The sequence below is a fragment of the Streptomyces sp. ISL-99 genome (assembly GCF_018614005.1).
Classification (GTDB): Bacteria; Actinomycetota; Actinomycetes; order Streptomycetales; family Streptomycetaceae; genus Streptomyces; species Streptomyces flavidovirens.
In genome coordinates this window covers 95,862-110,318 of record NZ_JAGGPC010000057.1, presented here as the reverse complement: position 1 = coordinate 110,318, position 14,457 = coordinate 95,862, and the positions used below count along the sequence as shown (strand labels likewise).

General features: G+C 69.0%; 6 protein-coding genes and 1 tRNA gene. 6 read left to right on the top strand and 1 reads right to left on the bottom strand.

All coding sequences use genetic code 11. The features are described from left to right. Nucleotides 1-128: 128 nt before the first annotated feature. Together J7E91_RS29785 and J7E91_RS29780 are read left to right on the top strand one after the other, a co-directional pair. Nucleotides 129-794, top strand: coding sequence for a DegT/DnrJ/EryC1/StrS family aminotransferase (locus tag J7E91_RS29785; protein ID WP_214909821.1), 666 nt, complete (start codon nt 129-131; stop codon nt 792-794). A 144-nt stretch (nt 795-938) separates the two neighbouring features. After that, nucleotides 939-1,011: transfer RNA gene (locus J7E91_RS29780), tRNA-Thr, on the top strand. Nucleotides 1,012-1,060: 49 nt separating this feature from the next. Here the strand turns inward: J7E91_RS29780 and J7E91_RS29775 are convergent. Then, nucleotides 1,061-3,724 (bottom strand): SpoIIE family protein phosphatase, encoded by a 2,664-nt coding sequence (locus J7E91_RS29775; protein ID WP_037649643.1) that lies wholly within the window; start codon nt 3,722-3,724, stop codon nt 1,061-1,063. 265 nt (nt 3,725-3,989) lie between these two features. Here J7E91_RS29775 and J7E91_RS29770 point away from each other — a divergent pair, with 265 nt between their 5' ends. The 4 genes from J7E91_RS29770 to J7E91_RS29755 all read left to right on the top strand — a co-directional run bounded on the left by J7E91_RS29770 (nt 3,990) and on the right by J7E91_RS29755 (nt 14,404). After that, entirely contained in the window at nt 3,990-9,509 is a 5,520-nt protein-coding gene (locus tag J7E91_RS29770) for a HAMP domain-containing protein (protein WP_214909814.1), read from the top strand. A gap of 243 nt (nt 9,510-9,752) precedes the next feature. Then, nucleotides 9,753-10,439: a two-component system response regulator gene (locus J7E91_RS29765; RefSeq protein ID WP_214909813.1), complete on the top strand. Its 687-nt coding sequence runs from the start codon at nt 9,753-9,755 to the stop codon at nt 10,437-10,439. Nucleotides 10,440-10,583: 144 nt separating this feature from the next. Continuing rightward, nucleotides 10,584-13,382 carry a DNA translocase FtsK gene (locus tag J7E91_RS29760; protein ID WP_214909811.1) on the top strand — a complete coding sequence of 933 codons (2,799 nt, stop codon included), beginning with the start codon at nt 10,584-10,586 and terminating at the stop codon, nt 13,380-13,382. A gap of 200 nt (nt 13,383-13,582) precedes the next feature. Then, nucleotides 13,583-14,404, top strand: coding sequence for a helix-turn-helix domain-containing protein (locus tag J7E91_RS29755; RefSeq protein ID WP_214909809.1), 822 nt, complete (start codon nt 13,583-13,585; stop codon nt 14,402-14,404). The last annotated feature ends 53 nt before the right edge of the window (nt 14,405-14,457 follow it).

The following is a 14,457-nucleotide window of genomic DNA, read 5'->3' as shown; positions in this document are numbered from 1 at the left end:
AGGACGCCGCCGAACAATCATTCAACGCTGGTCCCTGAACTTCGGTTCGGGGACCAGCGTTTTTTTATGCCCTGTTACTTGGTGTTCACGTTGTACGACCAGCATCCCAAGACATGGGGACGATCGGAATGCTGAAGTCCGCGGGTGTCGGTGCCGGCGACGAGGTCATCGTGCCGGCCTACGGGAACGCCGAGCTGGCCGAGGCCGTGCTGGCCGTTGGTGCCATGCCGGTGTTCGCGGACATCGACGGGGCCACTTACTGCCTTGATGCGGACGCTGCCGACGCTGCTGTGACGTCGCGTACGGCCGCCATCGTCGCCGTACCGCGATTCGGGTACCTGGCCGGTGTGAACCCGGTGCGGGAGCTCGGGCGGCGGCGGGGGTTCCTGGTGGTGGAGCACCGCGAAGGGGACGTCCTTGAGCAGAGTGCGCTCGCTCAACGGCAGGTGCACGCCGCTTATTTGGACCGGCGGCTCACCGGGGTGCGGACCCCCGAGGCGTGCGCAGGGCATACGTATCAGCAGTACGTCGTCCGGGTTCCGGGCAATGGGCGGCCCGACCGCGATGCGTTTGCCCGCGCTGTGCGGCGCAAGGGGGTGGACTGTCAGGTACCCGTTCAGACACCCGTACACCGGCTGCCCGCCTTCCGGCGGGAGGTCTGTCTGCCCGAGACCGAGCGTGCTGCCGATGAGACGCTCGCGCTGCCCGTTGGTGGCTTGCTGTCCCGCCGTGATCTTCAGCGCGTTGTGGCGTCCTGCAATGCGCTCGGCGGGCTCCTTCAACCGGCCTTCTAGGACCTTTGTTTGGGGTGGGAGGCCGAAGAACTCCACCATCAGGTCGGTCGCGTTCACGACGGCTTCTGGGGCGGCCATGTCACCCGGTTCGGAGCACGGCTGGGATTCAGGTATGATCTATTCCGTTGCCGCAGCGCAGCAGAGGCCCCAATAGCTCAGTCGGTAGAGCGTCTCCATGGTAAGGAGAAGGTCTACGGTTCGATTCCGTATTGGGGCTCAACACACGAAAGGCCCCCGCCGGTTGGCGGGGGCCTTTCGCGTACCTCTTACGGGTTGTGCGGCATCGGTACGCGCATGGCGAGGATGGCCATGTCGTCGGAGGCCGGTTCCGCCGCGAAGCGTTCCACGGCGCGCAGGATGCGGGCGGCGACGGCGCCGGCTGTCAGGCCCGTACAGGTGGCGAGGACGTCGGCCAGGCCGTCGTCGCCGAGCATGCGGGTTCCCTCGCGGCGCTCGGTGACGCCGTCGGTGACGCACAGGAGTACGTCGCCGGGGTCGAGGGTGACCATCTGCTCGTACAGCTCCAGGTCCTCCATGACGCCGAGCAGCGGCTGGGGTTCGGCTGCCGGTTCGACCGTGCCGTCCGGGCGCAGGCGCAGCGGGAGGGGGTGGCCCGCGCAGACGACCTTCAGGATGGCGCTGCCGTCCTCCTGGGGCCACAGCTCGCCGTACAGGAGCGTCAGGAAGCGGCTGCGGGCGCCCTCGTCGAGGATCGCCGCGTTGAGGCGCTCCAGGACGGCGGGGCCGCCGAAGCCTTCGCGGGCGAGGAGGCGCAGGGCGTGGCGGGCGAGGCCGGTTACCGCTGCCGCCTCGGGGCCCGTACCGCAGACGTCGCCGATGGCGAAGCCGTACGCGCCGTCGCGGATCGGGAAGAGGTCGTAGAAGTCGCCGCCGACCTCGTTGCCCTCGCCGGCGGCGCGGTAGATGACCTCCACCTCGACGTTCGGGACGTGCGGAAGCTCCGGAGGGAGCAGGCTGCGCTGGAGGGACTGGCTGATGGCCATGCGCTCGGAGTACAGGCGTGAGTTGTCCAGGGCGAGCGCGGCGCGGCGGGAGAGGTCCTCGGCGAGTTCGAGGATCTCCTGGCGGAAGTGGTCGTCGGTGGGCTTGCCGAGGGTCAGCATGCCGATGACGCGGTTGCGGGCGACCAGGGGGAGCACGACGGTCTCGCCGCCGACTGCTGCCGCTGTTGCGAGGGTGGTGCCGATGCCTGAGCCGAGGTGAGGGGTGGAGCCGAGGCCGAGGCTGCGCATCGAGGTACGGAGGGCTGCCTGGTGGGCGGCTTCGCTGGGGGCGTTCCAGACGCGGGCGCCGGGGGCCGGGACGGGCTCCGGCGGGTCGATCTTGGAGAGGAGGGCCTTGAGGCCGTCGATGCGCTCCTCGTCCTCGTGGAGCACGAACGAGAGGTACGGCTCGGAGGACTGGTCGGCGATGGTGTAGACGGCGCACCAGGTGGCCAGGGTGGGGACCGTCATCTGTGCCATGAGGGCGAGGGTCTGGTCGCGGTCGAGCGTACCGGCGAGGAGGTCGGAGGCCTCGACGAGGAAGGACAGGGAGCCTCGGCGCAGGCGTTCGAGCTCGCCGAGGCGGGCGGATTCGACGGCGAGGGCGATGCGGTCGGCGGCGAACTGCAGGCGCAGGGCCTCTTCGTTCGAGTAGCGACCGGGGGCTTCGGCGGCGACGCCGAGGGAGCCGGTGAGGCGGCCCTCGACCTTGAGGGGGACGGTGACGACGGAGCGCATGCCGGTGCCGTTGAGGAGCGGTACGGCCCCTGGGACGGCTGTGAGGTCGTCGTGGACGGCGGGCATGCGGGCGGAGCCGTAGCGGCCTGTGCCGGCCTCCACGGGGACGCGGGCGAAGCGCTGGCGGGCGGAGGGGAGGCCGGTGGTGGCCCGTACCTCCAGTTCCGTCTCGTCGTCGGTGGCGAGGAGGAGGAACGCGGAGTCGGCGTCCAGCATGTCGCGGGAGCGCTCGACGGTGCGCTGGAGGAGGCCGTCGAGGTCGTCGGGGGCGGGGGAGCCGATGAAGACCTCGAAGGGGTCCGTGGTGCGGCCCTCGGAGAGCGAGCCCTTGGCGGTGTCGCTGGGGGTGCGCTGAGGCGACTGGAGCACGGCGCGCTCGAAGTCGCGTACGAGGAGGCAGACGGTGGACGGCTCGCCGGAGGTGTCCCGTACGCGCAGGTGGGAGGCGTAGACGGCGACGGTGCGGCCGTCGGCGGCGCGGACGCCGTAGCTGCCTTCCCAGCGGGAGAGCTTGAGGGCGTCCGCGATGCCGGTGGCGATGCCGGGGGTGTGCGGCCAGGCGGCGAAGTCGGTGAGCTGCTTGCCGATGACCTGGTCGGCGGCGTATCCGAAGAGCTCTTCGGCGTCCTCGTTCCAGGCGTTGATGGCGCCGGAGCGGTCGATCTGGACGACGGCGACGCGGATGCGGCCGTCGGCGACCGGGAGGAGCTCGACGGGGAGTACGGGGCCGGCTGAGCGGATGCCGACCGGGCGTTCGGGGAGGTCGAGCTGGAACCAGACGTGTTTGTGGGTGGGCGCGTAGTCGACGCCCCAGCGGGAGGCGATGGCCGCGCACAGGAGCAGGCCGCGGCCGCCTTCGCGGTCGGGGCTGCCGAACGACTGGGCCGTGCCCTGGAGCGGGACCTCGCGTTCGGGGTAGCGGTCGCCGACCTCGACGCGGACGCCGTCGTCCGTACGCAGACAGAGCACGTCGGCGGTGGTGCCGGCGTGCACCACCGCGTTCGTGACGAGCTCGCTGGTGAGGACGACGGCGTCGTCCACGATGTCGGCGTACCCCCAGCCCTGGAGTGTGTCCCTGACAAAGGCGCGGGCCGTCGCGACGGACCGTCCCACAGGGTCGAAGCTGGCAGCCGCCCGCGCGGTGATCACAGAACTCCTCGTACGCGTCTCGACGCCCGGCTCTGCCATGATCGGCCCGCCCCTCCGGTGCCCGGTGGTGGATCTCGCGTCACCGCCCCCGCCGGGCGGACCGGGGCGGCTGGACAGCCAGAAGCCAGGTTACTTACCTTCCACGTCCGAGCGGATGCCGGTTACCAGTGTTTCCGCTCCCGGAGTCCGGGGAGGGGTGTGCGAAGCTGCCGAACTGTTATGGCCTTGTTCGGCCATGGTGAAACACTGGGAAGGCTTCGGGCGAAGCCCGATGAGTACGGTCGACCCCTGCGGGAGGGACACGGTGGAGTCTGGCGTAGCCGCGCGGAGCACCAGCACGCGCGCAAAAGGCGGACGGTCCCGGAACAACGGGACAACCGAAGTGGACACAGCGGCCCTGAACAGGCTGCTGCAGGCCCTTGTGACGATGCGGGACGGCAATTTCCGCAAACGCCTGACGGTGTCGGGCGACGGGGTGATGGCCGAGATCGCCGCTGTCTTCAACGAGGTGGCCGACCGGAACCTGCATCTGACCGGTGAGATCGCCCGGGTGCGGCGGATGGTCGGACGCGAGGGAAAGCTGGCCGAGAGGCTGGAGACGGGGGCCTGCGAGGGCTCTTGGGCCACCGCGATCGACGCGTCGAACGCCCTGGTCGACGACCTCGCACGGCCTGTTTCCGAGGTGGGACGGGTGCTGTCCGCGGTGGCGGACGGCGACCTCGACCAGCGGATGGAGCTGCGGACGCAGGGGGGCGACGGCGCGGAGGGCGCGGGGCATCCGCTGCGCGGCGAATTCCTGAAGGTCGGGCGTACGGTCAACAACCTGGTCGACCAGCTGTCGGCGTTCACTGACGAGGTGACGCGGGTCGCGCTCGAGGTGGGTACCGAGGGCAAGCTGGGCGGGCAGGCCCAGGTGCGTGGTATGTCCGGTTCATGGAAAGACCTGACGGATTCGGTCAACACCATGGCGTACCGGCTCACGGCTCAGGTGCGTGACATTGCTCTCGTTACGACGGCGGTCGCCAAGGGCGATCTGTCACGCAAGGTCACCGTGCATGTGGCCGGCGAGATGCTTCAGCTGAAAAACACCGTCAACACGATGGTCGACCAGCTGTCCTCCTTCTCCTCCGAGGTGACCCGCGTCGCGCGCGAGGTCGGTACGGAGGGCGAGCTGGGCGGGCAGGCGCAGGTGCCAGGGGTCGCCGGCGTATGGAAGGACCTGACGGACTCGGTCAACCTGATGGCGGGGAACCTGACCGCGCAGGTGCGCGGGATCGCCGAGGTGACGACGGCGGTCGCCAACGGTGATCTGTCGCGGAAGGTCACGGTGAGCGCGCGCGGTGAGGTCGCGCAGCTCGCCGAGACGATCAACCAGATGACCGAGACGCTGCGGACGTTCGCGGACGAGGTCACGCGCGTGGCGAGCGAGGTCGGCGGCGAGGGTCTGCTCGGCGGCCAGGCGCAGGTGCCGGGCGCGGCGGGCACGTGGAAGGACCTGACGGACTCCGTCAACACGGTCTTCCGGAATCTCACGACACAGGTGCGGGACATCGCGCAGGTCACGACGGCGGTGGCCAACGGTGACATGACGCAGAAGGTCACCGTCGACGTCGCGGGCGAGATGCTGGAGCTCAAGAACACCGTCAACACGATGGTGGACCAGCTCCAGTCCTTCGGTTCCGAAGTGACGCGAGTGGCGCGCGAGGTCGGCGTCGAGGGTCTGCTGGGCGGCCAGGCGCAGGTGCCGGGCGCGGCGGGGACGTGGAAGGACCTGACGGACTCGGTCAACACGGCCTTCCGGAACCTGACCGGGCAGGTGCGCAACATCGCCCAGGTCACCACGGCGGTCGCCAACGGTGATCTGTCGCAGAAGGTCACGGTGGACGTCTCCGGCGAGATGCTGGAGCTGAAGAACACCGTGAACACGATGGTCGACCAGCTGTCGTCGTTCGCCGACCAGGTGACGCGGATGGCGCGTGACGTGGGTACGGAGGGCCGCCTCGGCGGTCAGGCGCGGGTGGACGGCGTCAGCGGTACGTGGAAGGAACTCACCGACTCCGTCAACTTCATGGCGGGGAACCTGACCTCGCAGGTACGTCAGATCGCCCAGGTGACGACGGCGGTGGCCCGTGGTGACCTGTCCCAGAAGATCGACGTGGACGCGCGCGGCGAGATCCTGGAGCTCAAGAACACCATCAACACGATGGTGGACCAGCTGTCGTCGTTCGCCGACCAGGTGACGCGGGTCGCCCGCGAGGTGGGTACGGACGGCCGGCTCGGCGGCCAGGCGCAGGTGCCGGGCGTGGCCGGCGTATGGCGCGATCTGACCGACTCGGTGAACGGCATGGCCGGGAACCTCACCGCCCAGGTCCGTAACATCGCGCAGGTCGCGACGGCGGTGGCCCGTGGTGATCTGTCGCAGAAGATCGACGTGGACGCGCGCGGCGAGATCCTGGAGCTGAAGAACACCCTCAACACGATGGTGGACCAGCTGTCGAACTTCGCGGAGCAGGTGACCCGGGTGGCCCGTGAGGTGGGCACCGAGGGCATGCTCGGCGGCCAGGCCGAGGTGCAGGGCGTCAGCGGTACGTGGAAGGACCTCACCCAGTCCGTCAACTCCATGGCCAACAACCTGACCTCGCAGGTCCGCAACATCGCCGAGGTGACGACGGCGGTCGCCAAGGGCGACCTGTCGAAGAAGATCACCGTCGATGCCAAGGGCGAGATCCTGGAGCTGGTGACCACCGTCAACACGATGGTGGACCAGCTGTCGTCGTTCGCCGACGAGGTGACGAGAGTCGCGCGTGAGGTGGGTACCGAGGGCATCCTCGGTGGCCAGGCGCGCGTACGCGGCGTCACCGGCATCTGGAAGGACCTCAGCGACAACGTCAACCTGATGGCCAACAACCTGACGTCTCAGGTGCGGAACATCTCGCAGGTCTCGGCGGCGGTCGCCAATGGTGACCTGACGAAGAAGGTGACGGTCGAGGCGCGCGGCGAGGTCGCGCAGCTCGCCGACACCGTCAACACCATGGTGACGACGCTGTCGTCGTTCGCCGACGAGGTCACGCGGGTCGCCCGCGAGGTGGGTACGGAAGGTGAACTGGGCGGCCAGGCGCGCGTCCCCGGTGTCTCCGGTACGTGGAAGGACCTCACCGAGTCGGTGAACTCGATGGCGTCCAACCTGACCGGACAGGTCCGTCAGATCGCGATGGTCACCACGGCCATCGCCAAGGGCGACCTGACCAAGAAGATCGACATCGACGCGCGCGGCGAGATCCTGGAGCTCAAGACCACCATCAACACGATGGTGGACCAGCTGTCGTCCTTCGCCGACCAGGTGACCCGGGTCGCCCGCGAGGTGGGCACCGAGGGCATCCTGGGCGGCCAGGCGCGCGTACGCGATGTGGACGGCACCTGGCGTGACCTGACGGAGTCCGTGAACGAGATGGCCGGGAACCTGACCCGGCAGGTGCGCGCCATCGCGGCCGTGGCCACGGCGGTGACCCGCGGTGACCTCAATCTCAAGATCGACGTCGATGCCGCGGGCGAGATCCAGGTCCTCCAGGACAACATCAACACGATGATCGCCAACCTGCGCGACACCACCCTCGCCAACAAGGAACAGGACTGGCTCAAGGGCAACCTGGCCCGTATCTCGGGTCTGATGCAGGGCCGCCGCGATCTCGACGACGTGGCTTCGCTGATCATGAGCGAGCTCACGCCGGTGGTCTCGGCTCAGCACGGCGCGTTCTTCCTGGCCCTGACGACGCGCGGCAGCACCGAGGTCGGCGCGGACGAGGACAGTCCGTACGAGCTGCGCATGCGCGGGAGCTACGGCTACTCGGCGGGCTCCATGCCGACGTCCTTCAAGCCCGGTGAGACGCTCATCGGCACGGCGGCGGAGGAGAAGCGCACGATCCTGGTGGACAACGTGCCGCCGGGCTATCTGAAGATCTCCTCCGGTCTCGGCGAGGCACCGCCCGCACATGTGATCGTGCTGCCGGTGCTCTTCGAGGGGAAGGTCCTCGGTGTGATCGAGCTGGCGTCCTTCCAGCCCTTCACGCAGATCCAGAAGGACTTCCTCAACCAGATCGCCGAGATGATCGCGACGAGCGTCAACACCATCAGCGTCAATACGAAGACCGAGGTGCTGCTGGAGCAGTCGCAGGAGCTGACCGAGCAACTGCGTGAGCGGTCGGCGGAGTTGGAGAACCGGCAGAAGGCCCTTCAGGAGTCCAATGCCGAACTGGAGGAGAAGGCCGAGCTGCTGGCCCAGCAGAACCGCGACATCGAGGTGAAGAACACCGAGATCGAAGAGGCCAGGCAGGTCCTGGAGGAGCGCGCCGAGCAGCTCGCGGTCTCGATGCGCTACAAGTCCGAGTTCCTGGCGAACATGTCGCACGAGCTGCGTACGCCGCTCAACTCGCTCCTCATCCTCGCGAAGCTGCTCGCCGACAACGCCGAGGGCAACCTCTCGCCGAAGCAGGTGGAGTTCGCCGAGACGATCCACGGGGCGGGTTCCGACCTGCTCCAGCTGATCAACGACATCCTGGACCTGTCGAAGGTCGAGGCGGGCAAGATGGACGTCAGCCCGACCCGGATCGCGCTGGTCCAGCTCGTGGACTATGTGGAGGCGACCTTCAGGCCGCTCACCGCGGAGAAGGGACTCGACTTCTCGGTACGGGTGTCCCCGGAGCTGCCCGCGACGCTGCACACGGACGAGCAGCGGCTGTTGCAGGTCCTGCGCAACCTCCTGTCCAACGCGGTGAAGTTCACCGACAGCGGGGCCGTGGAGCTCGTCATCCGGCCGGCCAGGACCGACGTACCGGACGCCATCCGTGAGCAGCTGCTGGAGGCCGGCTCACTGCGCGACGCGGACGCCGACCTCATCGCCTTCTCGGTGACCGACACCGGCATCGGGATCGCGGCCAGCAAGATGCGGGTGATCTTCGAGGCGTTCAAGCAGGCCGACGGGACGACCAGCAGGAAGTACGGAGGCACGGGCCTGGGGCTGTCCATCAGCCGGGAGATCGCCCGGCTGCTGGGCGGCGAGATCCACGCGGCGAGCGAGCCGGGCCGCGGGTCGACGTTCACGCTCTACCTGCCGCTGCACCCGAGCGAACTGCCGCCGCAGGGGTACCCGCAGCTCACTCCCGGTGGCATGGAGCCGCTGCGCGGGAGCGCCCCGGACGACGCCTCGGCGGCGGAGGTCGCGCCGCCGGCCGACACCGGGCCCGCCCGGCTGCCCTCGGACCCGCAGACCGGCCCCGCCGGGCTGTTCCGGCGCCGTCGCAGGGCGGTGAGCGGCCGTGACCAGCGGACCGCGCTGCCGGGCCAGGCGGCCGGTCAGCCCTCCGGCGCGCCGGAGACACAGGCGGCTGCCGAGGAGTCGTGGTCCGGGAGGGGGCAGGAGGCGGCACCGGAGCCGCGTCGCGGCATCATGTTCTCCAACGAGAAGGTGCTGATCGTCGACGACGACATCCGCAACGTCTTCGCGCTCACCAGCGTGCTGGAGCAGCACGGGCTCTCCGTGCTGTACGCCGAGAACGGGCGGGAGGGCATCGAAGTCCTGGAGCAGCACGACGATGTGACGGTCGTACTGATGGACATCATGATGCCGGAGATGGACGGCTACGCCACGACGACGGCGATCCGCAGGATGCCGCAGTTCGCGGGACTGCCGATCATCGCACTGACGGCGAAGGCGATGAAGGGCGACCGGGAGAAGGCCATCGAGTCCGGCGCTTCCGACTACGTCACGAAGCCGGTCGATCCCGACCATCTGCTCTCTGTGATGGATCAGTGGATGCGTGGGGAGTGATCGTAGGCTGTGCGAATCCGGCAGGTTGCTGACTGACTGTGGCCGAAGGTGTGTGAGTCTGCGGTATTCGGGGAACCTTCTGGTCTCCCACCGCGTTTTTGCTACGTGCACAGTGACATCGCGGTGACAGGGTGTGGCGACAGGCGGGGTGCGGCTACCATGACCGGCACAAGGACGGGCGACGCAAGAGAGTCGTCCCCTGGGGCGGCGCCCGGTGCACTGCCGGGGCGAGGAGGGCGGGCCATGGTGCAGAAGGCCAAGATCCTCCTGGTCGATGACCGGCCGGAGAATCTGTTGGCGCTGGAGGCCATCCTCTCTGCGCTCGATCAGACACTGGTACGGGCATCGTCAGGGGAGGAAGCGCTCAAAGCGCTGCTGACGGACGACTTCGCGGTCATTCTGCTGGACGTACAGATGCCCGGAATGGACGGTTTCGAGACCGCCGCGCACATCAAGCGGCGAGAACGGACCCGGGACATCCCGATCATCTTTCTCACCGCCATCAACCACGGGCCGCACCACACCTTCCGGGGTTACGCGGCCGGCGCGGTGGACTACATCTCGAAGCCGTTCGACCCGTGGGTGCTGCGCGCCAAGGTCTCCGTCTTCGTCGAGCTGTACATGAAGAACTGCCAACTGCGCGAGCAGGCCGCGCTGCTGCGCCTCCAGCTGGAGGGCGGCGGCCAGGCGGGCGGTGTGGGCGACACGAAGGAGCCCGCCGGGCTCCTCGCCGAACTGTTTGCGCGGCTCGCCGCCGTTGAGGAGCAGGCCGAGGCGCTCTCCAAGCAGCTAGACGACGAGTCCGCGGACGCCGCGGCCGTCGCCACGGCGGCTCACCTGGAGCGCAAGCTGACCGGGCTGCGCCGGGCGCTCGACGCGCTCGAACCGGGTACCAACGGCGCCGCGCCGCCGTTCCCTTCGCAGCACTGACCGGACGTACTGACCGGACGTACTGAGCGGACTGCGTCGCCCGCGTGAGGCGGCGTCAGTTTTCTGTCGACCAGGGCACGACACGAACGGGTGAAGCAGTGGGCACACGTGTCCATCGCGGCTCGCACCGGTAACCTCACCACCATGGCCTCACGTACGTCCGGCAAGGGTTCCCAGGGCACGGCGGGCACCGCGAAGCCGCGCGCCGGCCGTACCACCGGCGCCACCAGGAAAGCGGCGCCCGCCAAGAAGACCGCGGCGGCGGCGAAGAAGACCGCGCCCGTGAAGAAGGCGCCGGTCAAGAAGGCGCCCGCGAAGAAGGCGGCTGCCAGGGCCGCACCGAAGCCCGCGCCGTCGCCCACCGCCGGCGTGTACCGGCTCGTGTGCGCTCTCTGGCTGGGTCTGGCGCACGGTGTGGGCGCGCTGTTCCGCGGCATAGGGCGCGGCGCGAAGGGGCTCGACCCGGCGCACCGCAAGGACGGCGTCGCGCTGCTCCTGCTCGCCCTCGCGCTGATCGTCGCCGCCGGTACGTGGGCGCAGTTGCGCGGCCCGGTCGGCGACCTCGTCGAGATGCTGGTGACCGGCGCCTTCGGGCGGCTGGACCTGCTGGTGCCGATACTGCTGGGCGCCGTGGCCGTACGGCTCATCCTGCATCCGGAGAAGCCGGAGGCCAACGGCCGCATCGTCATCGGGCTCTCCGCCCTCGTGGTCGGTGTTCTCGGACAGGTCCACATCGCCTGCGGGTCGCCCGCGCGCGGCGACGGCATCGAGGGGCTGCAGGACGCGGGCGGCCTGATCGGCTGGGCCACCTCCACACCGCTGGTCTTCACCATGGGCAGCGTCCTCGCCGTACCGCTTCTGCTGCTGCTCACCGTCTTCGGGCTGCTGGTCGTCACCGCCACGCCGGTCAACGCCATCCCGGAGCGGCTGCGGCAGCTCGGAGTCATGCTCGGGATTCTCGCGGCGCCGCCGGAGGAGTACGAGTTCGAGGACGACGAGCGGTACGAGGAGCAGTGGCGTGAGGCGCTTCCGGCCGGCGGGCGTCGCTCGTCCGCGCGCCGGGGCCCGGCTCCCGCTGAATACGACCCGGACGTCGCGGAGGAGGAGGCGCTCACCCGGCGCCGCAGGCCCCGCAGGTCCGCCGCGCAGCCCGCGCCCGCGCCGGTGCCCGGTCGCGCCATGGACCCCGTGGACTTCGCCGCCGCCGCCGCTGCCGCGCTGGACGGCGCCGTACTGAACGGGCTGCCGCCCTCGGCGCTCGTGGCAGATCTGACCCAGGGTGTCTCCACCGGGCGTCCGGCCGCCGTGCCGCCCGCACGCGAGGGCGCCGGGAAGCCGGAGCCCACGCCCGCTGCCGCGGCTGGGGCGGGTGCCGCGTCCGGGTCGAAGGTGGCCGATCTGACCAAGGCACAGCCCGAGGTGTCCCAGCCGTTGCCGCCCCGCGCCGAGCAGCTTCAGCTCGCCGGCGACATCACCTACTCCCTGCCCTCCCTGGACCTCCTGGAGCGCGGCGGGCCCGGCAAGACGCGCAGCGCCGCCAACGACGCCGTCGTCGCCTCACTGACGAACGTCTTCACGGAGTTCAAGGTCGACGCCGCCGTCACCGGCTTCACCCGTGGGCCGACGGTCACGCGGTACGAGGTGGAGCTGGGCCCGGCCGTCAAGGTCGAGCGGATCACGGCGCTCGCCAAGAACATCGCGTACGCCGTCGCCAGTCCCGACGTACGCATCATCAGCCCGATCCCCGGCAAGTCCGCCGTCGGCATCGAGATTCCCAACAGTGACCGCGAGATGGTCAAGCTGGGCGATGTGCTGCGGCTCGCGGACGCCGCCGAGGACGACCATCCGATGCTCGTCGCGCTCGGCAAGAACGTCGAGGGCGGCTACGAGATGGCGAACCTCGCGAAGATGCCGCACGTGCTCGTCGCGGGCGCCACCGGGTCGGGCAAGTCGTCCTGCATCAACTGCCTGATCACTTCGGTCATGGTGCGGGCGACCCCCGAGGACGTGCGGATGGTGCTGGTCGACCCGAAGCGGGTCGAACTCACGGCGTACGAGGGGATCCCGCACCTCATCACGCCGATCATCACCAACCCCAAGCGGGCCGCCGAGGCCCTGCAGTGGGTCGTACGGGAGATGGACCTGCGCTACGACGACCTGGCGGCGTACGGCTACCGGCACATCGACGATTTCAACCAGGCGGTGCGCAGCGGCAAGGTGAAGCCGCCGGAGGGCAGCGAGCGGGAGCTGTCGCCGTATCCGTACCTGCTGGTCATCGTCGACGAGCTCGCGGACCTGATGATGGTCGCGCCGCGTGATGTCGAGGACTCCATCGTCCGTATCACCCAGTTGGCCCGCGCTGCGGGTATCCATCTGGTGCTCGCCACCCAGCGGCCCTCCGTGGACGTCGTCACCGGTCTGATCAAGGCGAATGTGCCTTCGCGGCTCGCCTTCGCGACCTCCTCGCTCGCGGACAGCCGGGTCATCCTCGACCAGCCGGGCGCCGAGAAGCTGATCGGCAAGGGCGACGGTCTCTTCCTGCCGATGGGTGCGAACAAGCCGACCCGTATGCAGGGCGCGTTCGTCACGGAGGACGAGGTCGCGGCGATCGTCCAGCACTGCAAGGACCAGATGGCGCCGGTCTTCCGGGACGACGTCGTGGTCGGGACGGCGAAGAAGAAGGAAATCGACGAGGATATCGGTGACGACCTGGACCTTCTGTGCCAGGCCGCCGAGCTCGTGGTGTCCACGCAGTTCGGCTCGACGTCGATGCTCCAGCGGAAATTGCGTGTCGGTTTCGCAAAGGCGGGCAGGCTTATGGATCTGATGGAATCTCGGAACATCGTGGGGCCGAGTGAGGGATCGAAGGCGCGCGATGTACTGGTGAAACCGGACGAATTGGATGAAATGCTCGCTATGATCCGGGGAGATTCTCACCCGTAAGAGAACGGCGAGCAACCGTTTCCCTTGTTCGTACGTCCAGTTGAGGGAGGGGGAGACAGATGATGTCACCATCGGGCTGCCGGGCGGTTCCGCGAGCGGTTCTGATGGCGTACAAAGTCCGCCCTCCCAGTTGCCTCACGCTTTCGTACCACCCCTAGACTGAACATCCAGCAGGTGGCTCACGCTCGAAAGGCGCCCCCGTGTCCATCGGCAACTCTCCCGAAGACGACCGGCCTTCGTTCGAAGACGACCGGCCCTCGATCGGACGCGCTCTCCAGCAGGCCCGCGTGGACGCGGGTCTGACGGTCGACGAGGTCAGCGGCTCGACCCGGGTGCGCATCCCCATCGTGCACGCGATCGAACAGGACGACTTCAGCCGCTGCGGCGGGGATGTGTACGCACGCGGACACATCCGTACGCTCGCACGCGCCGTCGGGATCGATCCGGACGCGCTGGTCGCGCAGTACGACGACGAGCACGGCGGACGCCCCGCGCCCACGCCCGCGGCGCCGCTCTTCGAGGCGGAACGGATCCGTCCGGAGGCCCGCCGCCCCAACTGGACCGCGGCCATGGTCGCCGCGATCGTCGCCGTCGTCGGCTTCGTCGGTTTCACGCTCTTCAACGGCAACGACGGCAGCGGCGGTGCCAGGGAGGTCGCGGGTTCCGAGCCCACCACCTCGAAGCCGGCCAAGCCCACCACGACCAAGCCCGTCGACCCCAAGCCCGACCCGTCGGACAGTGCCATCGCGGCGGTCCCGCAGGACCAGGTGACAGTCGCTCTCACCGCCAGGGACCGCAAGAGCTGGATCTCGGCGAAGGACCACAACGGCAGGCTGCTCTTCGACGGCCTGCTGCTCAAGGGCGAGTCCAAGACCTTCACCGACAAGGAGAAGATCGAGCTTGTGCTGGGTGACGCCGGGGCGATGCAGCTCTTCGTGAACGGCAAGGAGGTCGGCGACGAGTTCCAGGCGGGACAGGTCGAGCGGCTGACGTACACGAAGGGTGACCCGGAGGTCGGCTGACCTGGGAGGCCCTCACCGGCCCGGGGCGGGCCGGTGAGGCCGGACACGGGGGC

Bases quoted from the DNA above. Each gene is read 5' to 3' on its own strand.
- J7E91_RS29785 (WP_214909821.1), top strand. From the start codon at position 129: ATGCTGAAGTCCGCGGGTGTCGGTGCCGGCGACGAGGTCATCGTGCCG.
- J7E91_RS29775 (WP_037649643.1), bottom strand. From the start codon at position 3,724: ATGGCAGAGCCGGGCGTCGAGACGCGTACGAGGAGTTCTGTGATCACC.
- J7E91_RS29765 (WP_214909813.1), top strand. From the start codon at position 9,753: ATGGTGCAGAAGGCCAAGATCCTCCTGGTCGATGACCGGCCGGAGAAT.
- J7E91_RS29760 (WP_214909811.1), top strand. From the start codon at position 10,584: ATGGCCTCACGTACGTCCGGCAAGGGTTCCCAGGGCACGGCGGGCACC.